Below are 24119 nucleotides of genomic sequence, written 5' to 3'. Positions count from 1 at the left end.
AGCGCTGCTTGGGTATTGTTTTATGGGGAGGAAAACTCAAATGAATGATGCGAAGAAGCTTTTGGCGGATATGAAAGCGCTGGGGATTAAAGAGGGTGAGACGATTTTGGTGCACGCATCGATGAAGGCGTTGGGGACAAAGGAGACGCCGGAGACGGTGCTCGACACGTTGCAGGCGGCGCTTGGCGACGACGGCACGCTTTTGCTGCCCGCGCTGACGTATGAGAACGTCACGTCGGAGCACCCGGTGTTTGAGGCAGACAAGACCGTGCCGTGCATCGGGCTTTTGCCGCGCACGTTCTGGAAAATGCCGGGCGTGGTGCGCAGCGTGCACCCGACGCACTCCGTTTGTGCGCGCGGCAAGCGTGCGGCGGAGCTGACAGCATTGCATGGGGAGGACATCACCCCGGTGGGGAAGAACTCGCCGTTTATGAAGCTGCCGGAGATCGGCGGACGGCTGCTGTTCATCGGCGAGGTGCTTGACTGCTGCACGTTTATGCACGGCGTGGAGGAGCGTTTCGGCACGGACTACGTCTTGACGAAGGAGAAGATCCGCTACGTTGTGAACGGCGAGGAAAAGTACATGTACGGCCACGATTTTAAGGGCTGGGAGACGACGTACCGCCGCGTGAAGGAGATTCTGGACCCTTTGAGGAATGAGATCGTCACAGGGAAGATCGGCGACGCGACGTGCTACCTTATCGACGCGAAAGCGCTTTTGAAGCGCGCAGAGGAAAAGCTGCAGGAAAACCAGCACTGGTTTGTGGTGTCGCGGGAGTAAAACCAAACAGGCATAAAGAAACGACCCGAGACGGAGAAAAAATTCCGTTTGCGGGTCGTTTTTGGGTGTTGTGAAATTTGAAAACTCAGCCTAAGTCGATGGAGCGCTGGGCGCAGGCGTTCAGCTTCATGCCGGCGGTATGGCCGGCGAGATATTCGTAGTAGGCCTGTGCGCCGACCATGGCGGCGTTGTCGCCGGTGAGAGAGAGGTCGGGCATATAGAGCGTGCGGCCGGTACGCTTGCATTCTTCCGTGAGGCGGCGGCGCAGGAGCGCGTTTGCGGAGACGCCACCCGCGATGACGAGCTTTTTATGGCCGGTCTCGTCTGCGGCGTGCAGAAAGTTGCGCACGAGGCAATCGACAACGGCCTTGCGGTAAGAGGCGGAAAGATCGGCGATGTTGACGGTCTGGCCCTTTTGCTCGGCATTATGCAGAATGTTGATGACGGCGGTCTTGAGGCCGGAGAAGCTGAAATCGAGCGGGGCGCCGTCTACGGTCGGGCGCGGGAGCTTGAACGCTTTGTCGTTGCCGGTCTCAGCGAGTTTATCCATGGCGATGCCGCCGGGATAGGGCATGCCCATGGCGCGCGCAGCCTTATCGAACGCTTCGCCCGCGGCATCGTCACGCGTTTTTCCGAGGATGCGGAGCTTTGTGTAGTCCGTCACTTCGATGATGTGCGTGTGGCCGCCGGAGACGACAAGGCACAGGAACGGAGGCTCGAGTTCCGGGTTCGTGATGTAGTTTGACGCGATGTGGCTGCGCAGGTGGTGCACCGGGATGAGCGGTAAATTTGCAGAAAGAGAGAGGCCTTTCGCGAAATTTACGCCGACGAGCAGCGCACCGATGAGCCCCGGCGCGTAGGTGACGCCGATGGCATCGAGGTCGTCTACGGTGAGCTCGGCGCGCTCGAGTGCTTCACGCACGACGCCTACGATAGCTTCGCTGTGGCGGCGCGAGGCGATCTCCGGCACGACACCGCCGTATAACTTGTGTTCTTCTACCTGCGTTGCGACGACGCTGGAAAGCACGCGGCGGCCGTTTTCTACAACGGCTGCGGCGGTCTCATCGCAGGAGCTTTCAATGGCTAAAATTTTCATTTTTCTATCCTTTGGTCTTTGATTTGCGGGGTGAACCGCGGAAATATTCGGCTCAGTCGAGACCGATGAGCAGCTCTTTGAGCGCATCGGAAACAGGCGCGCCGTATTCGCTCACCTGCCAGCTTTCGGCAAAGCGAACGTTTTTTGCAAATTCTGCGCCGTACTGGCGGGTGAGGCACGCGAGCACGTCTTCGTCCACGTCGCCGCGGTCCCAGTTGAACGTACTGCGCAGGTACTCTACGCGCTCCTCGTGCGTTTTACCGGCGAGATCCACGTGGTCATCTGCCCACGGAAGCCAATCGAGGAACTGGGAGGCGTGGCAGCACTCGACGTGAAACAGCGTTTCGCGGTCGTCATCCGCCGGACGGGCGAAATCGGAGCGGAACGGTTTCGGGTCGGTGAAGCCGTCTGCCCAGTAAAGAATGGTCGGCGTTTTGCGCAGCACGGGGGTATCCGGGCAAATGGCGGGCACGCCCATGAGATACGAGCAGTCCTGAACGAGCTGGCCCGTAGCGCGGTGGTCGGGGTGATAATCGCACGCGCGGTTCGTGAAGATGACGTCCGGCTTAAAACTGCGGATGGTGCGCATGAGCGTTTCGCGCGCTTCGAGCGACGGGGTCAGGCGGCCGTCGTCGAACGGCAGAATTTCATAGGTGGCGCCGAGGTAGGCAGCGCTTTTTTGTGCTTCTGCCACGCGCGTTTTGATGAGTTCTTCGCCGCGCATGGTCTGGTGGCCTGCGTTGCCGGTCGTCATGGAGACAAAGCGGACAATGCAGCCCTTTGAAACCAAGCGCTTTGTGATGCCGCAGGTGCAGATATCGACATCGTCCGGGTGTGCGCCGATCATCATGGCGCGTAAAGGTTCTGACATAATAAGCCCTCCCAAGAGAAAATGAGATCAATACAACCGCCGCGGCTGTTCCGCGACTTTTCTCATTTATTTTAGCACAAGGCAGGCGCGAAAACAAGCCCGCACAACGTGCAAAGCGAGGAAAATGCGCGGGGATGAAAATTTTCTCTTTACTTTTTGAAAACCGTGTGCTATACTCCGTTTTAACAAGCGATGAAGAGTGACAGTAGGGATCCGGGAATGGCACAGAGAGCCCCGTAAGCTGCGATGGGGTGCAGGAACGGATCACCGAACAAAGCCTTGGAGCTGCATACCGACTGCGTTTTTGCGCTGAGACTATGCCGGGCGTGCCCGTTACAGCACAGGAGTATCGATGTTTTCCGTACTTTTCCTGCGGCGAAGTCTGTACTTGCAAAGGCGTGCGTCGTGAGGCGCGGGCAAACTAAGGTGGTACCACGGGTTATTGTATCCCGTCCTTGGAAACTGAACCGCACCAGATTATGCGGACAGCACTAAAAGCCCCCATGTAGGATATTGAGTTTTAAGCGGAGTGGCGCAGCGACAGCGGTGCCACTCCCGTTTTTGTTTGGATGCGTTCGTGGTTATAGAAGTAAATATACCTGTCGATCAGTTCGTTTGCTTCTTGGAACGTCTTTGGCTTGTGGCGGTAGATGCACTCTGTTTTCAGAATGGAGAAGAAATTTTCTGCCATGGCATTGTCATAAGGATTTCCTTTCCTTGACATGGACGGCGTTATGCCGTAAGATTGTGTTAGCTTGAAGTATGCTTGCGATGTGTATTGAAAGCCTTGGTCGCTGTGGAGCTGCAACTCCGCAGCGACTTTCTCTTTCTTCATTGCCAGACGAATCGTGTCCAGAACAAGATTCACAGTCTGCCGACTTGCAGTCTTGTAGGCCACAATACTGTTGTCATACAGATCTCGGATCATGGACAGATATAAAATGCCTTCTTTTGTGTGGATGTAAGAAATGTCCGTGACCCATTTCTCGTTTGGCCTGACCGCCCGGAACTGTCTGTTCAACAGATTTTCGTATTTGTGTACCTGCTGACCAAGATTTACCCATTGGCGGCGTCGGCGAACCTCAGACAATAATCCATATTTTTTCATGATTCTGAGCACAGTCTTCGGATCTCTTTGAATATTTCTGCCTTTTAACCACTTCCATACACGTCGATAGCCATAGGTCTTATCTGTCCTGCGCTGACATTCCTCGATTTCCTTTGCCACAACAGCATCGCGATCCGTCTCTCCCAGACGCTTTTTAAAGCAGTAGTAACCACTTCTGGATACCCCGAAGAATTTGCACATAACAGATATTGGGTATTCTCCCCGGTGACGGTGAATGACGGCGTACTTTGCCTTTGGCCTCACTTCCTTTCTGTGGACTGCAGAAAATCCTGCAGTAATTTCACTTCCATCTTGAGCCGCTTATTCTCATACTTATATTCCTGCAGCGTCTTTGCAGGCTTCCTGCCACGAAACTTCGGCGCACCCTTGGCGGCTTTTTTGCGTTGCCGCTTCAGCAGATTGTGAACCGGACGGTCTCCCTCCAAGCCAAGTTCCGCTTCGATTTCCCTGTGGTTCTTCCCTGATTCTAACATCTTTTCTATGGTCGGTAGTAGAACCTGCATATTGGTGTATCTTCGTTTGCTCATAATGAATCCCCCCTGATGTACTTATTATCCTACATCAGGGGGGATTTTGTCTATTGTCCTGTTTTACTGGTTCTGTTCAAAAGTGAACGGGATTTTTTACGCTCTAAATTTCCCGCCCGATGAAAATAACAGCACGAAAGGGTGTAGAAAATGAGCGAAAACACGTTATTGGAAGCAAGAAAGGCAAAGTTTCATTATGTACGGGAGCACGTGAACCCGTACCCGGAGCGCTATGCGCAAACGCATGAGCTGTGCGAGGCGGCAAAGCTGCCGGACGGGGTGCAGGACGTGTGCGTTGCAGGGCGTGTGACAGCCATTCGACGCATGGGGAAGCTCTCGTTTGTGACGCTCTCCGATATGGAGGGCAAGCTGCAAATTGCCGTGATGCGCGACGAAGTGGGCGAGGACACGTATGACTTTTTCAAGAGGGGCTTTGACGTAGGCGACTTTATGGGCGCGGAGGGCGAGATGTTCACGACAAAGGTGGGCGAAAAGACGCTGCGCGCGAAGTGCATCACGTTTTTAGGCAAGGCGTTCCGTCCGCTGCCGGAGAAGTTCCACAGTATTCAGGACACAGAGCTTTGTTGGCGCAGGCGGTACCTCGATTTGTGCATGAACGGGGAAACGCGCAGGCGGTTCCTTTTCAAGTCGCAGCTTGTGCGGGAGATTCGGCGGTATTTGGAGGACAACGGCTACATCGAAATTGAAACGCCGGTGCTCATCGATCATCCGTCCGGCGCGACGGCGCGGCCGTTTGTTGCGCACCACAATGCGCTTGACATGGACGTTTATCTGCGCATTGCGCCGGAGACGTATTTGAAGCGTGCCATTGTGGGTGGGTTTACGAAGGTGTTTGAGTTTGCGCGGTGCTTTCGGAATGAGGGCATGGACACGACGCATTTGCAGGATTTTACGATGCTGGAGGGCTACTGCGCGTACTATAACTACCGCGACAACATGCGCTTTTTGCAGGACATGCTGCAAACGGTCATCACGAAGATTCGGGGCAGCGCGGTCATCTCCATTAACGGCACCGAGATCGATTTCGGCGCGGAATGGGCGGTGGTGACGTTCCGCGAGCTCATTTTAAAGGACTGCGGCATTGACATTGACGAGTTTAAGACGGCGGAGGCTTTATTGCAGGAAATTGAAAGCCGGCACATTGAATTAAACTCCACCGACGACCCGAAGAAGCTTGGGCGCGGAAACCTCATCGATTTATTATACAAGAAGGTGAGCCGCCCGAAGATGATCGCGCCGACGTTTCTCATTGCGCATCCGACGGACTTGTCGCCGCTGGCGCGCGCGAATGATGATGATCCGGAGATTACGGACCGCTTTCAGCTTGTCATCAACGGCGCGGAGATCATCAACGCGTACTCGGAGCTTGTGGACCCCAATGAGCAGCGTCGCAGACTGCAAATTCAGGCGCAGAGCCACGCGGACGGCGATGAGGAAGCTATGGTGATGGATGACGACTATTTGACGGCGATGGAATACGGCATGCCGCCCATTTCCGGCTGGGGCATGGGCATTGACCGCGTTTTGCAGGTTTTGCTCGGCACGAGGAATATCCGCGACACGGTGATGTTCCCACTGATGCGGCCGGAACCGTAAGCGGAAAAAACAGCGAAATTCTGCATTTTCAAATTGCGTTTCCTGCATTTTTATGCTATACTTTAACGGTATATCCATGAAAATATAAAATAGATAAAGAAAGTGATAAAAAATGAGAATTTCCGATATTTTGAAGACCAACAAGGTGACGGTTTCTTGCGAGATGTTCCCGCCGAAGCCGGGCAAACCGTTGGAAAACACACAGCAGGTGGTGCATGAGATCGCGGCATATAAGCCCTCTTTTATGAGCGTGACCTACGGCGCGGGCGGCTCCAACTCCAAAAACACACTGTCCATTGCAGAAGAGGTGCAGAAAAGCGGCGTTACGGCGCTGGCACATTTGACGTGTGTGGGGCAGGACGAAGAGAACCTCAGAGCGTCCATCAATGCGTTTAAGGCGAGCGGCATTGAGAATATTCTGGCATTGCGCGGCGATATTCCGGAGGGTGACACGGCGCCGCAGACGTTCCCGCACGCGAGCGACCTCATCAATGCCATTCGCCGCGAGGGTGCGGATTTCTGCATCGGCGGCGCATGTTACCCGGAGGGACACCCGGAATCGTACAACAGCGACGCGGACATTGACGGCGTGCGCCGCAAGGTGGAAAGCGGCTGCGAGTTTTTAACGACGCAGATGTTCTTTGACAACAACATTCTTTATAATTATATGTTCAAGCTCCTGCGCCACGACATTCGCGTGCCGGTCATTGCGGGCATTATGCCGGTGACGAACGCGAAGCAGATTAAGCGCATTATGAGCCTTTCGAGTTCTTCTATGCCGGCGCGCTTTAAGGCGATCGTCGATCGTTTTGCGAACAACCCGGAGGCGATGAAGCAGGCGGGCATTGCGTATGCGACCGAGCAGATCATCGACCTCATCGCGAATGACGTGACGCATATTCATATCTACACGATGAACCGCCCGGATATTGCGGGCAGCATCATGACGAACCTTTCAAAGATCATTGACGGCTATGAAGCTGAATGAGAAAGAGGCGCTGCGCTACCTTGGCTTTCGCGGGAAGCCGGCCGACGCGGACACCGATGAGATGATTCGCGAGATCGGTGGCGAGATGCTGCGCACGCTCACGCCGAAATGCGTATATAAAAGATACGACATAAAAGCACTTGAGAACGCGGTGGAACTGGACGGCTGGCGCATCGAGAGCATAAAGCTTTCACGCCATTTACGCGGCTGCAAGGCGGCGTATTTGTTTGCGGCGACGCTGGGTTTGCAGGCCGATATGATGATACGGCGGTTATCCGCGCTCAATATGGCGCGCGGCACGGTGGCGCATTCCGTTGCGAATGCGCTCATTGAAGACTACTGTGACGAAATGCAGGCGCAGATCGCGGAAAAGGAAGCCGCAACGGGCTTATTTTTGAAGCCGCGCTATTCGCCGGGGTACGGCGACTTTGCGCTCGAAAACCAAAAAGAGATCTTTGCGCGGCTGGAATGCGCAAAGCGCATTGGGCTGACGCTGACGGACACCATGCTGATGGTGCCGTTTAAATCCGTGACGGCGGTCATCGGCGTGACGGGCGCGCCGACGTGCACGTACGTAAAGTGCCGCGGCTGCGCGAACACCGACTGCGAGTTCCGCGAAATCTGACGCGCAGAGAAAGGGAGAAAATTTATGCATCCTGTTATAGAACGATTCGGAAAATCTGTTGTCATTGTGGACGGCGGCATGGGCACACTTTTGCAGGCAAACGGCCTTATGGGCGGCGAGCTGCCGGAGCTTTGGAACCTGACACACCCCGAGGTGCTTTTGAAAATTCAGTCCGACTACGTGAACGCGGGCTGCGATATTTTGACGGCGAACATGTTCGGCGCGAACCGTTTAAAACTGGAAAAGACGGGCCACACCGTGCAGGAGGTCGTCTCACAGGCATTGAAGCTTGCACACACGGCGAGCGGCGGCAAGGCGGCGGTGGCGCTCGACATCGGCCCCTCCGGCAAGCTTTTGAAGCCGTTCGGTGATTTGGCGTTTGATGACGCGTACGAGCTTTTTAAAGAGGAAATTATCGCAGGCAGGGACAACGCCGACCTCGTGATCATCGAGACGATGAGCGACGCCTACGAAGCGAAGGCGGCGCTGCTGGCGGCAAAGGAAAACTGTGACCTGCCAGTCGTTGTAACGTTTACGTTTGACAGCACGGGAAAGCTCTTGACGGGCAGCAACATCCCGGCGGCGCTGCTGCTGGCGGAGAGCCTCGGTGCGGACGCGGTGGGCATCAACTGCAGCCTCGGCCCGGAGCAGATGGAAAGCTTTGTCGATGAAATGCTGACGCTGACGAATTTGCCCATTGTCATCAACCCAAACGCCGGTCTGCCGGTTTCCGTGAACGGCGAGACCTCGTACCCCGTGGGGCCGGAGGAATTTTACGCGTACATGGAGCGCTTTGCGGAGAAAGGCGCGGCGATTCTCGGCGGCTGCTGCGGCACGACGCCGGAGCATATCCGACTGCTGGCAGAACGCCTGAAAAACAAGCCGGTGAAGGAGCGTCACATTGAAAAGAAGACCGTGGTGTCCTCGTACACGCATACGGTGACGTTCGGTGCGCGACCGATTTTGATTGGCGAGCGCATCAACCCGACGGGCAAGCCGCGCTTAAAGCAGGCTTTGCGCGAAGGCGATTTGGAATATCTGTGCCGTGAAGGCATTGCGCAGACGGAACACGGTGCGGACATTCTGGACGTGAACGTGGGTCTGCCGGAGCTTGACGAGCCCGCGGTGATGGAAAGGGCCATCATCAACTTGCAGAGCGTGACGAACACGCCTTTGCAGATCGATACCTCGAACGTGGAGGCCATGGAGCGCGCGCTGCGTATTTATAACGGCAAGCCGCTGGTGAACTCCGTGAACGGCAAAGAGGAATCGCTGCACACGGTACTGCCGCTTGTGAAAAAGTACGGTGCTGCGGTGGTTGCTTTGACGCTCGACGAAAAGGGCATCCCGGCTTCTGCTGCGGAGCGTGTGGCGATTGCGGAGAAGATTTTGAAAACGGCGGAAAGCTACGGCATCGACCGCAGCGACGTGATTATTGACACGCTTGCGATGACGGTGAGTACGGGCGCGGATAACGCGATTATCACGCTCGAGGCGCTTGACACGATCCGCCACAAGCTCGGCGTGCACACGGTGCTCGGCGTTTCCAATATTTCGTTCGGTCTGCCGCGTCGCGAGCTGGTGACCTCGACGTTCTTTGCGATGGCGATGCAGCGCGGATTAAGCTCCGGCATCATCAATCCGTTGAGCGACGAGCTGATGAAGGCGTACCGCTCGTTCTGCGCGCTGATGGGCATAGACGTGGGCTGCAAGGCGTATATCGAAGCGTATGCGAACACCACGGCGGCGCCGGACGTGCGCACGGGCGCCGCGCAGCAGAGCGCAGGCGGGTCTGCCGAAAGCGTTTCGCTGCACCGCGCCATTGTGAAAGGCCTGCGCGAGCAGGCGGGACAGCTGACGGACGAGATGCTGAAAACGACGCCGCCGCTGGAAATCATCAACGGTGAGCTTATCCCGGCGCTCGACGAAGTGGGGCAGGGCTTTGAGAAAAATACGGTGTTCCTGCCGCAGCTTCTCATGAGCGCAGACGCAGCGAAGGAAGCGTTTGAGCGCATCAAGCAGAACCTTGCGAAAAAGGGCATTCAGGAGGAAAAGAAGGGTACCATCATCCTTGCGACCGTGAAGGGCGACATTCACGATATCGGCAAGAACATTGTGAAGGTGCTGCTTGAAAACTACGGCTTTGACGTACTCGACCTCGGTAAGGACGTGCCGCCGGAGATCATTGTGCAGACGGCTATCGAGAAAAATGTGCGCCTTGTGGGGCTTTCTGCCCTGATGACGACGACGGTGGAGAGCATGGCGGAGACGATCCGCCAGCTGCGCAAAGCGCATGACTGCAAGGTCATGGTGGGCGGCGCGGTGCTGAATCCCGAGTACGCTAAGGAGATTGGCGCGGATTTCTACTCCAAAGATGCGATGGGCAGTGTGCGCTACGCGGAAAAGCTGTTTAACGGCGAAGTGTAAAAACAATCAGAGCATAGAAAAAGGACGGCAGTTGCGCTTAACTGTCGTCCTTTTGTACTGTGCAAAATTATCTGCGGTTTGTAAACCACACGTCGATCTCATCGGGTATGGGGGTCTCAAAAAGCGTGAGAATTTTTTGCAGCAGGCCGCCGTCTACGGCGTAGTCGGTCGTTTCACCGGCGGCAACGGCAGCGTTGCGCGCTTCAATGTTTTTTGCCCAGTCTGCATCGGAAATGTCGATGTAGTGCCACTCGAAGTCGATGTCGGCATTTTTGTAGTAGGCAGAAACATCTGTGCACTCTTCGCGGCTCCAGAAGCCCCAATCTAAAATGACATTGCAGCCCGCGCGGGCGATGTCCACGGCTTTTTTGTGGAGATATGCTTTGATGTCCGCGCTGATCGCATCGCGGCGGTCGCCGAGGTCATGGTGGAAGAGGTCGTTTTCAATCTCATCGCAGGAGAGCACCACAGCGTGTTCTTTTTCCTTGAGCTGCCGGGTATAAAAGCCCTTGCCGCTGCAGATTTTGCCGCAGATCAAAAATACTTTTGCCATGCTTTTTACATTACTCTTTGCCGTTCCAGCAGTAGGTGCAAAGGCAGTCTGCGTCGATGCCGACGGACTCCATCATATCGTCGAGGCGGTGGTAGTGAAGGGTGGTGAAGTGCAGCTTTTCGCCGATCTTCTCCACCATCTTCCGGTACTTCTCGCTGTCCGGGTCGGCGTATTCTTCAAGTGTGGCGCGGTCGGGGTCGCAGCCCTCAAGCTCTTTAATGACGCGGCGGGTGATGAGCTCCATTTCGGACGTGGAGCGGGAGAAGTTTAAGTATTTGCAGCCGAAGAGCAGCGGCGGGCAGGCGGGTCGAATGTGCACTTCTTTTGCGCCGCTTGCGTAGAGGAACTCGGTCGTTTCGCGCAGCTGTGTGCCGCGCACGATGGAGTCATCGATGAGCAGGAGGCTCTTGCCCTCAATGAGGTCGTGCACCGGGATGAGTTTCATTTTGGCGATGAGGTCGCGCTTGCTCTGGTGCGTCGGCATGAAGGAGCGCGGCCATGTGGGCGTGTATTTGATGAACGGGCGGGAGAACGGTACGCCGGACTCGTTGGCATAGCCGATGGCGTGCGCGATGCCGGAATCCGGTACGCCGGCGACAATATCGGGGTGGACGTTATCGCGGCGGGCGAGCGCGCGGCCGCAGTTATAGCGCATGCTCTCGACGGAGATGCCCTCGTAGCTGGAGGACGGGTAGCCGTAGTAGACCCACAGGAACGTGCAGATCTTCATTTTTTTGCCGGGGGCGACGAGCGTTTGCACATGGTCGGCGTCAAACACGACAACTTCGCCCGGGCCGAGCTCGCGCAGGTCGTGGTAGCCGAGGTTTAAATACGCGAAGCTTTCAAAGCTTGCGCAGTAGCCGTCTTCCTTTTGGCCGAGCACGACGGGGGTGCGGCCGAGTTTATCGCGTGCCGCGTAAATGCCGCGCGGCGTCAGGACGAGCATACTCAAAGAACCGTCGACGACCTCCTGCGCGTAGCGAATACCGTCGATGAAATTCTCTTTCTGGTCGATGATGGCGGCGACGAGCTCTGTGGGGTTCACTTCGCCGTTTTGCATCTCAAAGAAATGCGTGCCGCGCCCGATGATGTCCTCTACGATCTCATTGGCGTTATTGATCTTGCCGATGGTCGTAATGGCGAAGGTGCCGTGATGCGAACGCACTAAAATCGGCTGTGCTTCATAATCGGAGATGCAGCCGATGCCGAGCGTGCCGTGCATAGATTGCGATTCCGTTGTAAACTTCGTGCGGAACGGAGCGTTTTCAATGTTGTGAATGGCCTTGTCAAAGCCGGTCTCCGGGCTGTAAACCGCCATGCCCGCGCGGCGTGTGCCGAGGTGGGAGTGGTAATCAATGCCGAAAAAAAGGTCGAAAACGCAGTCAGTCTGCGATGCTGCGCCGAAAAAACCGCCCATAAAATAGATCTTCCTTTGCTGAAAAATTGAGGGGGCAGTACCGCGGGGAATTCATGCGGTATTGTCCAAAACTCTTTTATTATAACAAAAATCGCGTTATCCGAAAAGAGACACAAAAGAAAAAGACCGCCGAAATTTCGGCAGCCTTTTTGTAAAGGATAACAGAATTTTTTACAAGATGGGTTCTTTTGCCTGAATGGATCTTGCGTGCAGCGCAAAAATCTCGTGGCGGCGGTCTGTGCCGAAGATGTGCTGCTTGTCGTACTCGGTGCTGAAGCCGACGATGTAAATGACGAGCAGACCGGTTTGCGGCCACAGCATGGAGATATCCAAAAGCCCGTGCAGCAGAACGCAAACGATGACGGAGACCGTGAGGGCGTAGCGCTGGTGGCACTTGTGGCTGCGGTGCAGGCGGATAATCTTGCCGACATTGATGGCAAAGTAACCGAGTAAGACCGCCGTACCCACAAATCCGAAGTCCATGAGGAGCTCCAAAAGCAGGTTGTGCGAATGCTTTGCGATGCTATATGAGCCGTAAAGGTCATGGATGCGTGCGTATGTATTGTAGCCGCGGCCGAACCACGGGGCGTCCATAATACTGCCAATGGCGCCCGACCAGATGCTCATGCGTTTTGCAAAATCGTGCCGGATGAGATCGATGCGCGGGAGGAAATCGAGCGATTCACCGAACAGAACGAGTGTGAGCAAAATGCCGAGCATGGTGAAAAGGTACACGGAAAGCCACTTCTTCTTGCCACAGAACCACAGCATGACAGGGCAGACGATGAGCAGCACCATGAAAGTGGTGCGGCACTCGGTGAGCTCGAGCGCGATAAGATTCAACGGAATCAGGGCAGCGTATAAACCGCGCAGCGGCGTGTCTTCGCTTTTTACGATGTTGTAGATGCAGAAGAGCACGACGAGCGAAATGTAAAACGCATAGTAATTGGGGTTTGTAAAGATGGAGTTATACCGCGCACCGTAAACCCACTCCATGCCGAGCGCGCGCTGAACGAGCGCGATAAGGAGGCAATAGGGGCTCATGAGGCAGACGAAAGATAAAATGAGGCGGAACGCGCGCTGGGTCATCGTATAGCTGACGAAAATGACGGCGATGAATGCGAACACCATAAAAGCGCCGAGCAGAATATCCGTTACGGTGCCGCCTGAGAAAATCGTGACGAGCAGGGAGAGCACCCAGAAAGCCGAAAGAAAAAATAAATCCTGTTTACGGCGGAAGAAAACGAAGCTCTGCTTCGTGGCGGCAATGTAAAACGGCAATAAAAGCAGCGCCAGCATCTCGGCATAGACGGTGAGGAAAATGGAAGCCGTTAAAACAAGCAAGACCTTTTCGTTTGGGGTAAGCTCTAAAAATCCCTTTTTCAGTGCTCTGAATACTTGCAGATAAATGCACCTCCTGTGGACCGCGGCCGCATACCGTGATCCGGTAAAACCGTTTCAAAAAATTACGAAATCATAAAAATCCAAATCATGTGCGTATATGCGTACATGAGCACGCTCATATAAATAAGAAATACCCCAGCGCGGATTACTATTTTAGCGCAACTTTTCTGGATTTACAAGGGCTTTTGCAGCTTTTTTGCATTTATAAAGAGATTTGTAAGATTTGATTTTAAAACTGAACAGAAGATTTACATAAGGCGCAAAACTTTATTGAAGTTGCACAAGATTTGTCTGCACAACTTGAACAATGCGCTGTATTGAAATGGGCATGACAGGCGTGCTATAATACGAAATATAAAGGGTGCGCGTTTGCCGCCCGAGGTTTAGGAGGCTGCTTTCAGATCTATGGATATACGAGTCTTGCAGTATTTTCTGGCTGTTGTGCGTGAGGAGAACATCACGAAGGCGGCGCAGCTTTTACATATCACACAGCCCACACTTTCCCGCCAGCTGATGGGGCTGGAGCAGGAGCTTGGCGTGAAGCTGTTCAGCCGCAACAACCACAGCGTCACGTTGACGGAGGAGGGTATGTTATTCCGCCGCCGCGCAGAGGAAATCGTGACGCTTTCCGAAATGACGAAGCGGGAATTAAAGCAGGAGGCAATGCTGACCGGTGAAATTTCCATCGGCAGCGGCGAGTACCACGGCTCCTGCCATCTTTCCGGCATTCTGGCGGCGTTTCGCGCCGAGCACCCGAACGTGACGTACAGCATTTATAGCGGCAACTCCGATAACATTAAGGAGCGCATTGAACGTGGCACGTTGGACATCGGCTTGCTGTTGGAGCCGGTGGAAATCAGCAAGTATGATTTTCTGCACTTCCCGGTGCCGGAAACGTGGAACGCGCTGGTGCGGTCGGATTCGCCGCTGGCGCAGAAGCCGTATTTGACGCCACAGGACATTGTGCCGTACCCGGCGGTGTTTTCGCGCCGGGACCAGATCCGCAGTGAGATTGTGAACTGGTTCGGCGACAGCGCGGACCGGCTCAACATTATCGCGCACGGCGATTTGCAATACAACATGGCCTCGGTCATTCGCCGCGAAAACGGCGTGCTGTTCACGCTGAAGCTCGACCTGCAGCATAACGGCCTGAAATTCGTGCCGCTGCAGCCGCCGATCCGCGCCGCGACGGTGCTCGTTTGGAAAAAGAACCGTGTGCTCTCACCGCTGACGAACGCGTTCCTCGATTTTGCGAAGAAATACATTTCCGGCATGGAGAAGGATAAAAAATAAGTATTGGACATTCTTTTGATGGTTTAGTATACTGAAAGCAAGAAATCACGAATTTTTATAGAAAAGGGGAAGACACATGGAATACGTAAAACTCGGCAACTCTGACCTGAATGTTTCGCGCATTTGCCTTGGCTGCATGGGCTTTGGCGAAGCGGCCGCGGGGCAGCACCGCTGGACGCTGGATGAGGAAAGCTCCAACGAGATCATCAAAGCGGCGCTCGAGAACGGCATCAACTTTTTTGACACGGCGATGAGCTACCAAGGCGGCACGAGCGAGATGTTTGTCGGCCGTGTGCTGCGCGATTTTGCCCGCCGCGAGGACGTGGTGCTGGCGACGAAATTTGAGCCGCGCACCGACGAGGAGATTGCAAACGACGTGACGGGGCAGCAGCACGTGAAAAACTGCCTCGATGCAAGCCTGAAGCGTCTCGGTATGGACTACGTTGATCTGTACATCTGCCACATGTGGGATTATCGCACGCCCATTGAGGAGATTATGGAGGGGCTGAACGACGCGGTGAAGGCCGGCAAGGTCCGCGCCATCGGCATCTCGAACTGCTATGCGTGGCAGCTGGCGCAGGCGAATTACTACGCCCGTATGCACGGCATGGCGGAGTTTGTGTCCGTTCAAGGGCATTATAATCTCATTTTCCGCGAGGAGGAGCGCGAAATGGCGCCATTCTGCAAGGCGGAGAACATTGCGATGACGCCATACAGTGCACTCGCCGCAGGGCGGCTCTCGAGGCATCCTGGTGAGAGCTCCAAGCGCCTTGAGGAAGACAATTACGCGAAATTTAAGTACGACAAGACCGCCGAGACCGACGGTGTGATCATTGACCGTGTGGCGGAGCTGGCCGAGAAGCGCGGCTGTACCATGACGGAGATCGCGCTCGCGTGGCTGCTGACGAAGGTTGCGTCGCCCATCTGCGGCGCAACGAATCTTTCGCACATCACGGGGCTTGTGAACGCCGTTGAATTGAGGCTCACCGCTGATGAGATTGCATACCTTGAAGAGCCCTATGTGCCGCACGCGTTGGTCGGCGTGATGGCGCAGAACCATGGGTGATTTGGAGACGCAGCGCATTTCACTGCCCGCAGGGCAATTTCACATACCGAAGGGATTCGTTTCATTGAAAAAGGACTTTGCAAAATGCAAAGTCCTTTTTTCTGGAAGGGGTGGACACTTTAGATCCCCCCTTGTATTCAACTGAGAAACGGCAAAAAACTTAAAAAATAAATTTTTTTGCCCAAAATTTTGCGCTTGGCTTAACCGGAATCGTGGTAAACTCTGCAACAAAATTTCTGTATAATTATTATAGCATACATCCCAAGTCCTGTCCAGTCTTTTCGACAAAAAAATTTCAGGAGATGTTATGGTATGTTAAGAGGGTTATGGGCCAAACAGTTACCCACAAAAAAATAGCACCGATGCCCCCGTATTGAGGACATCGGTGCTATTTTTTTGCAGGCAACCTATTTTTTCAATGGCAGGTTTGCGTCCTGCTCATATCCGCCGACAAACCGTATTCTGATTTGGGTGGCAGAGAGAACTGTTATCTGTTCAATAATTCTTCGGATAAAGTCATCGTTAAATTCAGTAAGGTTCAAGTTTTCCTCATTGTTGATATAAAGCAAGGCTTGTTGGTACTGGTATTCCTGTGCCTGATCTGCCATCTTCTTTTTCTGGATTTCCTGCAGTTGGCTGGTAAGGCCCATTTTCTGTTCAGAAAGCTGCCGTAACTTGGCGGCATAGAATTCGCTATCGCCACCCTGCGCGATAATTTTAACTAAGGCCGACATTTCCTGCTGCAACTTGTCTATTTGCTTTTCCAGTGATTGCGGTGTGATTTGATTCCCGGAAAACAGGATAATGTTTTCTTGAACATCACGCAGATTTTTCAGGATATCTTCTTTGTCCTCGACCACTTTTTGAATACATTGGAGGATTGCCTGATGCAAGGCTTCTTCCGATATGGTTGGTGAATGCTGGCAGTATTTTGTTCCGAATTCCAATCGACTGATGCAGCGCCAGACTACTTTCTTCTTGCCCTTTTTTACCCATGTGGTCCGGCGATACATGGAACCGCATTCCCCGCAAACCAGCCTTTCGGAAAGTGCATACTTGCTGCAGTATTTGCCCAGCGCACTCTTGGTTTTCTTTTGGGAAACCTTCTTTTTGCTGTTCCTTCTGGTCAGTTCAAGCTGGACATTTAGGAAATCCTCACGAGAGATAATCGCCGGATGGTTGTCAGTGATGTAATATTGGGTGAGCTCCCCGTTGTTTTTCTTCTTTTTCTTAGTCAGGAAGTCTACGGTGTAACTCTTTTGCAGCAGTACATCGCCCATATATTTTTCATTTCGCAGGATATGTTCAATACTGGACAATCCCCATTCTGGATTCCCCCGCGGCGTCAGTATGTTTCGCCGTTCCAAGGCTTCCTTGATCTGACGCAGGCTGCGGCCCAGCAAGAACAGGTTAAAAATCATTTTGATATGTTCTGCTTCTTCCGGCACAATCTCCGGCTCTCCGTCCTCTCCTTTTTTATAGCCCAGCATATTCTTATAGGGAAAGGCGAAATTTCCTTGACTGTACCCTTTTCGTTTGCCCCATTTAACATTGTTGCTCAGAGATTCGCTTTCGCCTTGGGCGAAAGCACTGGTCCATGTGAAGAATATTTCGCTTGTTACACGGGAGGTGTCCAGTCCTTCTTTTTCAAACCGGATGATAATGCCCCGATCCTTGAGCATTCGTATGTACGAAATGCATTGCAGGGTATTTCGGGAAAATCTGGATAGCGACTTTGCCAGTATCATGTCGATTTTCCCTTTTTTGCACTGCTTTATCATTTCCATAAAACCGGGGCGGTTCTCATCTCTGGTTCCGCTGATGCCATCGTCTGAAAAAACGCCAGCATATTCCCACTCAGGATTTGAACGAATCAAATCATCGTAATAGGTGATTTGGTTTTCGATACTGGTCTGCTGTTCTTCCTGCTCTGTACTGACTCGGCAGTAAGCCGCTACCCTTAGCTTGTGATTGCGGGTTCGGGCCTGCAGCACTGGGGAGGGTTTAATCTCCCGGATGATTTTCTGCCTGATGGGGGCTTGTGGCTCCATATAAACGCTCCTTTCCGGTAGGCTATATCATTTTTCCGTTTCGCAGTTGAAGGTGAACGGAAGCATTTGGCTGAATAAGGATTTTCTCTGTTATGCTGCTAAACAGGTCGTAGTCGAAATCGGAAATCAGGGGTTGATCGGCCAGCCGTTCCTGTATAAGCTGAGTCATCTGCTCCGAAGCACCGCTTTCGCTGACTTCGTATTTCGCTTTGGCACAATCCATGATAAGCTGGAGCAGTTGATCCGCATTAGCGCGGGGATTGGTCATCTGCCGGTCAATTTCATTGTTCAACCGGAGGACTTCGATGGATAAGCATTCACAATGCCTTTCTTCCGGTTTCAGCTTTTCCCGGTTTTTAATTGCCCGGTTTAATAGGGCAGTCACGCTTTGCAGCAATAGTTCGTCTGGTATGTAGTCTGTGCTTATCCCGCATTTTGGGCATTCCCACAAGATGTATCCTGTCCGCATATTGACTCGCTTGAGGATTTGCCCACAGTTTCCGCAGCAGATCTGCTGGCGGATTTTTTTCATTTCCACAGGCAGGCTGCCGCCATATTGCTTTGCCTTGGCTGCTCTGAGGAAAGCTGCTTCTTCCAACTGTTCCTTTGAAATCAGCGGCGGGAATCCTTCATCGCCTGCATACTTGGAATTGTCCAAAATCCGGCAAACCATGGCTTTATTCCACTGCCCGGCTCCTTCCCGATAAGGAATGCCCGACAAGGAGGCATATTTGGCGAGTGTTGAAAGGGCGGTCCTTTCAAGGTATTTTGAAAAGATAGCCTGTACCAAAGGTCCCTCGTCAGGGTGCGGGATGATTTCTCCCTTTTCCATTTGATATCCGAAGGGCAGGTATCTTTTCTTTTTCATTGGTACAACTCCTATCTTCTTTCAGCCAATTCCATCCCGTTGATTAACCGGAAACAGATGGTGTCTGAAAAAATCCTCACTTTAATAACCATATTGCGGAAAGCTACAGGCTCAAACTCTGAGATACTTTCCTGCTCTTCAAAAATTTTTAGAAGCAGGTAGCTTCCATTGAGTATTTCATGGTAGTCGTTTAAGTCACGGTATCGCTGGAGCTCCTTCCGCAAATTTTCCAGCTTGGTGTTATTGGTATTGGTTTCACTCATATAAAAAGCAGAATCAATGCACTCTTTTGCTCTCAAAGTAGCCAGCGCATGATTCTGCTCCAACAGATCCGCTATTTCTTTGTTCAACTGCATGGCCCCCGGATGGGACATGAAATTTTTATCACGCAGTTTTTCCACCTGCGTAATGAATGGGGTTAAAATCTCTGAGCGATTTCTCCCCAGCTTGTTATATAAGGTAACGAATGCGGATTCCACTTCGGACTCCTGCACATTTTCTATGGCGCACAATTTTTTGTCACGGAAATGCCGATAACAGGCCCATACTACAGTTCCGGCTTTGGTTACCCGCCTGCAGAATGTGCTTCCACACTCGCCGCACTCCAGCATTTTGGAGAAAGTATAGGTCTGGATTTCCTTTTTCCGTCCATGGAGTTGATTTTTCTTTTTTAGAAGTTCCTGCGCCAGACGAAATACATTGGGGCTGACGATAGCTTCATGGGTATTCTCCGCATAAAATTGGCTTTTCTCGCCACGGTTCTTTACTTTCTTAAAAGGAAATGCGTCAGTGGTGAAGCGTTTCTGGAACAATTCATCTCCCATATAGCGTTCGTTGGTTAAAATATAAGAAACCCCGGTGGCACTCCACACGGGGTTCCCTTTCAGCTTTGGCACTTGGGCCTGTGCAAGTTCATTGGCGATTTCTCGAATGCTTTTCCCTGAGAGAAAGTCCCCAAATATCTTTCGGACAACCTTCGCTTCTTCCGGGCAAATCAGAAAACCGCCTTTTTCATCTAAGCGGTAGCCATAAGGCGCTTGGGATAGACGGTAGGTTCCATTTTTCATCCGCATGACTGCGCCTTTACGCATATTCTTCGCAATGGAAGTGGATTCTTCTTGTGAGAATGCACTGTACATGGAAAAGTACATTTCATTGGTCATGCGGCCTGTATCAATGCCTTCTTTTTCAAACGCAACAGCTATTCCCAACATTTTCAGTTCCCGAACGGCTTCAATGCAGTCGGCGCTGTTTCTTCCGAATCGGGAAATGGATTTAACCAGTATGCGGTCAATCCTCCCAGCTCTGCAGTCCCGCATCATCCGTTGGAAATCGTCGCGCTTGTCGGCTCTGGTACCGGTTATGCCCTCGTCAGCATAGATGTCAATGAATTCCCAATCGCTGTGGGCTTGTATTAGTTGGGTGAAATATTCGACCTGCGCGGAAAAGGAGTTCAATTGATCATCGGAGTTGCTGCTCACACGGGCATAGGCACAAACCCGGATTTTCTGTTTCTGTGGTCTTATCGTAGGTTCTATGATCTGCACCTGTGGCATTCTCCGCACCGCCCTTTCTGCGCTTTCTTGGGCGGCATCTATTGTGACCACCCCGCAGCAACAACATTACCACAACGGCTGGTACAAAGCTATCACGATAACCACTAAATATCGTATCGCAAAACCCGGTATCTTTCGGCAATAGCAACAGTCGCTTTCTTGTAATTTTCAGAGGTTATGACGCTATCGGCCAGCATCTTTTTCAAGGCCGAAAGCGCCATATAATATTTAATTTCATTGACTATGAGAGGTGAGGGCGCTTCTGGATTGTAAGTAACACGCATAAATTCAGCCCCCTTCACCATGGCAAATGGAGGCCCTTTTTGGCTGCCCTCTGGAAAAAGCGGTTTTCCAGTCCCTTGACGTAAAGCTCATACCGCAGGTCGCTCTCGGTGGTGATCAGTACCGCGTCGTGATCCTGCAAAAATTCCAGTATTTGAATCAGGATGGCGGGATCGTGGCTCAGGCGGGATAAATCCCGCACAAGCACAGCGCGGACGAAGCCGCCCTGCACACTCCGCATCATCTGCTTCAGGCCCATGCGGGCCATGCTTCTGCCGGTACCCATATCCTGAGAAGTACCTACAACGGTATATTCCCGATGATTGGCTTCCTCTAAGAGATTCCGCATCTGCTGAATCAGGACGAACATCCTTTTATCGCTGCTGCGGCTGTATAACCACATGGGGCGGTCTGCGTAGGGAAATCCCGCCGTTTCTGTTTTTCTGTTCATCTATGTCAATCTCCTTTATGGCATAAAATAATCCGGGCCTTTCTTTGCCCGGATGAATTCCTCGACATCTTCGATTTTTCTGGTGAGCCGAAGGTTCGGCAGGGTTTCCAGCACAGCCTTGTGATACCGTTCTCCGGGGGCTGCCCGATAGTCCAAAATGCTCACCACGCAGGTGTCGGTTTCGGTGCGGATGGCCCGCCCGAAGCCCTGCCGCAGCTTTACCTGCATATCGGGGATTACTACGGTTTTGATATAATCCTGCAGCGTTGGGTACTGCTCCCGTTCCGCTTCGCTCAATGGATCGGGAACAGGGAACGGCAGCCGCACAAGTATGAGCGACGACACCATATCGCCGGGAAAGTCCACACCTTCCCAACAAGAGCCCGCCGCGAACAGCACAGCGTTGCTGGCCTGTTTGAACTGGTGGATGACGTCCTGCGAGTGCCGCCATACTTCCATCAAGGGAAAAGACAGCCGGTCTTTTACCTGATTGTAAACAGCGCCCATGAGGGAATAGGAAGTAAAAAGCACCAGAGTGTGGCCATGCGTGGCTTCCACTAAACGGCAGATCTGCTCTGCCAGACACTTAGCTTCCTGTTCACTGCCCATCTGTGTTTTGGGAAGATCATTTGGGATGTAAAGAAGGCAGTTTTCCTCATAATTGAAGGGCGAAACCGCAATAAAATCCTCCAGCCGCTGATTTAAGGACAGCCCCATGACCTTTTTTGTGCGTTCAAAGCTGCCGCCAGCCATGAGGGTGCCGGAGGTCAGGATGGCGGGGACGTCCTTCAGCCACAGCGCCCGGCGCAGCTGCTCCGGCAGTTCCCGGCTGGCGGCGCAGAGGCTGGGGCTTCCGTCCCTGTCGTACTGGATGTAGAGGATGTATTTTCGGTCCCCGGTAAAAAACAGGCCGAGGGCCTGCTCTGTTGTTCCCAGCCGGTAAAGAAGCCACCGTGGGAGGTGCGGGGCAAGCTGTTTTTGAAGCTGCCGAAGGAGGGAAAGACAATCTCGAAGGGCCGCTTCCCGATCCGGCGTTAAAATAAAGGCGGTGCGCTGGGCTTCTTCCAGCAGTTCGCCCCGGCACATGGCCCCCATGAGAGCGCGGAACTTTTCCCGCAGACGCTGGGAAGCAAGGATATATTTTTCTTTTGCCAGCAGGTCGCAGAGTTCACGGAAATCCTCCGCAGACAAACTCTGCCCGTACATCTGGCGTGCTGCGTCCGGCAGCTTGTGGGCCTCGTCGATCACCAAAGCCCGGTAATCATTGAGAAGGGGCCGCATTTCCTGCAAACGGTGGGCAGCGTCGGCCAGCAGATAGTTGTGGTTGCAGATCTGGACGAAAATCTCCGCGCTTCGGGCTTCCTTCAGGTATTGATGGTACCGGCAGGCATTTCGCAGCGAACAGCTTTTCTCACAAACCTTGGGGACGCATACCTGCCGCCTGTCAAATCCACTGAGGCCGGTTACGGCGTCTAAATCATAATAGGTGCGAAGGGAGAGCAGGGCTTTCATCTGCTCCGCATTCTTTTTCTTATGTTTCACGGCTTCCAACCGATGAGAAAGACGGACATCGCAGACAAAGCGTTCCTTGCCTTTTCGCACCATCGCCCGGATGGGTTTTTGAATAATGCGGTTCTCCAGAAAAATCCGGGACAAAAATGGGATGTACTCCCCGATGATGGCGTCCTGCAGGGCAACGCTGGAGGTGGAGACCACTACTGGCTGGGAACCGGCAGGCCCGTGCGGGGCAAACTTCTTCAGTAAAATGCAGGCGGTCAGGTAGGCGTAGGTCTTGCCAATCCCGACTCCCGCGTCGCATAAAGCGATATTGTTTTTGAGCAGGGTATCCAGCATGGCGTGGCAGAGGGTAATCTGTTCTTCCCGAACTGCCAGCCCGTTTTGAGGGAGAAGGATTCGGAAGATCCGTTCGATCTCTCCATGGGCCTGCTCTTTCAGGCTCTTGTTCATTTCGGCACATTCTCCTTAGAGCAATTTGCTCTTGTGCGTTGGCGGCAAACTGATGCGGCGCAGAAAACCTGCGCCGCACGGATTCGCCGTCAACGGCAATCTGAATAAAAATAAAAGGGTTGAATTTGATGTGCCGTATTTGCTGCTCGCCCCCCGGCAACCTTGGGAACCATGCGGGCAGGCTTGCAGTTGACAAGCCGTTCACTGGCTCCCCGAAGGTCTTGCTGATTACAACCCAAGGTCGGCCAGCCCATCTGACGTGTGGGCAAAACGATAGCGCGTATCATAATACCCCGCCCAAGGTCGTGGCGAAAAGGGAAACTACCCCCTCTTTCCGGTCAAAATGCATCGCTCAAAGCCAACAACACAAGCCGCCATCCCTGAAAAGGGAGGCAGCTTGCGTGCGGCTCGTCATGGCGCTTTTTCCGAAGTTTGTGCATAACAAACTTTTAGTCGCTCGCTCAGGCGGGAACGTACCCGCATGGCTGGTATTTACTTTTCAAGCTGCAAGGCGAACGTTTCTTTTTCCCCGTTCGCCCTATAGCCCAGGAAAAAGGCCGGAATCTTTCCGCTTATAAAAAATTTTTTAATTTTTTCTTGAGTTTGAAAATCCGCAGATCAATGGCGTTTACTGACAGGCCGGTTTTCTCTGAGATTTCCTTGCTGCCGTATCCGTCCATCTTCATGAAGAGGATTTCGAGGGTGAGCTTGTCCATATTGTGTAGCAAAGAAAAAAGCTCCATATCCTCGATGCTGTCCAGCAGGGCTTCGGTATCCTCGACGGGCAGTTCCAGATCCTGTGCTGAAACCCAGTCCACATAATGTGACCATTCTACCTGTCGCTGCAGGTACTGCCGTTCCTTATTGAACTGCGCCCAATCGTATGTATGCAGGCGTTGGATGGTGTCCTCATCCACGCCGAGTTCTCTGAGTTTTCTTTCTTCTGCTTCTTTCCATTTGAGCCACTGTTTTTCGGCTCTGGCTTTGTTGTAAGCCATGGCTGTTTCCTCCGATCAATCTGAAATTTTGAAAAATTCAGATTGTCGGGGCGGCGGCCTGCCGCTATGAGTTCTTAGCCATGACCTCTTTCTAAAAACATGAAAAAAGCGCACCCGCCCGCAGGCGAATGCGCATAGCGAGGCTGTTTCC

The 24119-nt window shown here is 53.0% G+C and carries 21 protein-coding genes; 7 read left to right on the top strand and 14 right to left on the bottom strand.

Translation table 11 applies throughout. The features are described 5' to 3' along the window. Positions 1–40: 40 nt before the first annotated feature. Positions 41–781 carry an AAC(3) family N-acetyltransferase gene (locus ACLTX1_RS09965; protein ID WP_412330876.1) on the top strand — a complete coding sequence of 247 codons (741 nt, stop codon included), beginning with the start codon at positions 41–43 and terminating at the stop codon, positions 779–781. Between the two features lie 85 nt (positions 782–866). Here the strand turns inward: ACLTX1_RS09965 and tsaD are convergent, their stop codons facing one another. From tsaD to ACLTX1_RS09945, 4 genes are all read right to left on the bottom strand, one after another. Further along, complete coding sequence (tsaD, locus tag ACLTX1_RS09960) at positions 867–1877, bottom strand: tRNA (adenosine(37)-N6)-threonylcarbamoyltransferase complex transferase subunit TsaD (RefSeq protein ID WP_308449723.1); 1011 nt, start codon at positions 1875–1877, stop codon at positions 867–869. A 52-nt stretch (positions 1878–1929) separates the two neighbouring features. Then, the gene (locus ACLTX1_RS09955; protein ID WP_412330875.1) at positions 1930–2748 is read right to left on the bottom strand and encodes a PIG-L deacetylase family protein; all 819 of its coding nucleotides are present in this window, start codon (positions 2746–2748) and stop codon (positions 1930–1932) included. A gap of 520 nt (positions 2749–3268) precedes the next feature. Beyond that, positions 3269–4120, bottom strand: coding sequence for an IS3 family transposase (locus tag ACLTX1_RS09950; protein WP_395507468.1), 852 nt, complete (start codon positions 4118–4120; stop codon positions 3269–3271). Continuing rightward, positions 4117–4404 (bottom strand): imidazolonepropionase, encoded by a 288-nt coding sequence (locus ACLTX1_RS09945; protein WP_395507467.1) that lies wholly within the window; start codon positions 4402–4404, stop codon positions 4117–4119. The genes ACLTX1_RS09950 and ACLTX1_RS09945 overlap by 4 nt, the downstream gene beginning before the upstream one ends. Positions 4405–4554: 150 nt before the next feature. Between ACLTX1_RS09945 and lysS the strand changes: the two genes are divergently transcribed. The 4 genes from lysS to ACLTX1_RS09925 all read left to right on the top strand — a co-directional run bounded on the left by lysS (position 4555) and on the right by ACLTX1_RS09925 (position 10061). Next, on the top strand, positions 4555–6021 hold the full coding sequence (lysS, locus tag ACLTX1_RS09940) for a lysine--tRNA ligase (RefSeq protein ID WP_308448078.1): 1467 nt from the start codon (positions 4555–4557) through the stop codon (positions 6019–6021). 112 nt (positions 6022–6133) lie between these two features. Next, complete coding sequence (locus ACLTX1_RS09935; RefSeq protein WP_395590029.1) at positions 6134–7009, top strand: methylenetetrahydrofolate reductase; 876 nt, start codon at positions 6134–6136, stop codon at positions 7007–7009. Further along, positions 6996–7634 carry a vitamin B12 dependent-methionine synthase activation domain-containing protein gene (locus tag ACLTX1_RS09930; RefSeq protein ID WP_412330874.1) on the top strand — a complete coding sequence of 213 codons (639 nt, stop codon included), beginning with the start codon at positions 6996–6998 and terminating at the stop codon, positions 7632–7634. The genes ACLTX1_RS09935 and ACLTX1_RS09930 overlap by 14 nt, the downstream gene beginning before the upstream one ends. Before the next feature lie 24 nt (positions 7635–7658). Further along, positions 7659–10061 carry a homocysteine S-methyltransferase family protein gene (locus ACLTX1_RS09925; RefSeq protein ID WP_412330873.1) on the top strand — a complete coding sequence of 801 codons (2403 nt, stop codon included), beginning with the start codon at positions 7659–7661 and terminating at the stop codon, positions 10059–10061. Positions 10062–10128: 67 nt separating this feature from the next. On the opposite strand, the gene ACLTX1_RS09920 is transcribed toward ACLTX1_RS09925, so the two are convergent. The 3 genes from ACLTX1_RS09920 to ACLTX1_RS09910 all read right to left on the bottom strand — a co-directional run bounded on the left by ACLTX1_RS09920 (position 10129) and on the right by ACLTX1_RS09910 (position 13375). Then, a complete protein-coding gene (locus tag ACLTX1_RS09920) occupies positions 10129–10614 on the bottom strand; it encodes an ATP-binding protein (protein ID WP_308448082.1) in 486 nt (161 codons plus the stop codon). Between the two features lie 10 nt (positions 10615–10624). Then, positions 10625–12031 (bottom strand): amidophosphoribosyltransferase, encoded by a 1407-nt coding sequence (locus ACLTX1_RS09915; protein ID WP_308448083.1) that lies wholly within the window; start codon positions 12029–12031, stop codon positions 10625–10627. 171 nt (positions 12032–12202) lie between these two features. Beyond that, on the bottom strand, positions 12203–13375 hold the full coding sequence (locus tag ACLTX1_RS09910; protein WP_308448084.1) for an O-antigen ligase family protein: 1173 nt from the start codon (positions 13373–13375) through the stop codon (positions 12203–12205). Positions 13376–13840: 465 nt separating this feature from the next. Between ACLTX1_RS09910 and ACLTX1_RS09905 the strand changes: the two genes are divergently transcribed. Together ACLTX1_RS09905 and ACLTX1_RS09900 are read left to right on the top strand one after the other, a co-directional pair. Continuing rightward, entirely contained in the window at positions 13841–14728 is an 888-nt protein-coding gene (locus ACLTX1_RS09905) for a LysR family transcriptional regulator (protein WP_176819939.1), read from the top strand. Positions 14729–14804: 76 nt separating this feature from the next. Next, the gene (locus ACLTX1_RS09900; protein ID WP_395506511.1) at positions 14805–15794 is read left to right on the top strand and encodes an aldo/keto reductase; all 990 of its coding nucleotides are present in this window, start codon (positions 14805–14807) and stop codon (positions 15792–15794) included. 407 nt (positions 15795–16201) lie between these two features. Here ACLTX1_RS09900 and ACLTX1_RS09895 read toward each other — a convergent pair whose 3' ends face one another. From ACLTX1_RS09895 to ACLTX1_RS09865, 7 genes are all read right to left on the bottom strand, one after another. Continuing rightward, positions 16202–17845, bottom strand: coding sequence for a recombinase family protein (locus ACLTX1_RS09895; RefSeq protein WP_148485948.1), 1644 nt, complete (start codon positions 17843–17845; stop codon positions 16202–16204). A gap of 22 nt (positions 17846–17867) precedes the next feature. Beyond that, positions 17868–18713 (bottom strand): recombinase family protein, encoded by an 846-nt coding sequence (locus ACLTX1_RS09890; RefSeq protein ID WP_148485947.1) that lies wholly within the window; start codon positions 18711–18713, stop codon positions 17868–17870. An 11-nt stretch (positions 18714–18724) separates the two neighbouring features. Beyond that, complete coding sequence (locus ACLTX1_RS09885; protein ID WP_148485946.1) at positions 18725–20269, bottom strand: recombinase family protein; 1545 nt, start codon at positions 20267–20269, stop codon at positions 18725–18727. A gap of 104 nt (positions 20270–20373) precedes the next feature. Next, the gene (locus ACLTX1_RS09880) at positions 20374–20574 is read right to left on the bottom strand and encodes an SHOCT domain-containing protein (RefSeq protein WP_412330872.1); all 201 of its coding nucleotides are present in this window, start codon (positions 20572–20574) and stop codon (positions 20374–20376) included. Then, the gene (locus ACLTX1_RS09875) at positions 20568–21002 is read right to left on the bottom strand and encodes a recombinase family protein (protein WP_412330871.1); all 435 of its coding nucleotides are present in this window, start codon (positions 21000–21002) and stop codon (positions 20568–20570) included. Before ACLTX1_RS09875 ends, ACLTX1_RS09880 begins: the two co-directional genes overlap by 7 nt. A gap of 15 nt (positions 21003–21017) precedes the next feature. Continuing rightward, positions 21018–22970, bottom strand: a complete 1953-nt coding sequence (locus ACLTX1_RS09870) for an ATP-dependent DNA helicase (protein ID WP_412330870.1) — start codon at positions 22968–22970, stop codon at positions 21018–21020. A gap of 572 nt (positions 22971–23542) precedes the next feature. Further along, positions 23543–23968: a sigma factor-like helix-turn-helix DNA-binding protein gene (locus tag ACLTX1_RS09865; RefSeq protein ID WP_148485942.1), complete on the bottom strand. Its 426-nt coding sequence runs from the start codon at positions 23966–23968 to the stop codon at positions 23543–23545. Positions 23969–24119 lie beyond the last annotated feature (151 nt).

Origin of the sequence: Hominenteromicrobium sp. (assembly GCF_046974225.1) — a bacterium.
Lineage (GTDB): Bacteria > Bacillota > Clostridia > Oscillospirales > Acutalibacteraceae > Hominenteromicrobium > Hominenteromicrobium mulieris.
This window is presented reverse-complemented; position numbering and strand designations above follow the sequence as displayed.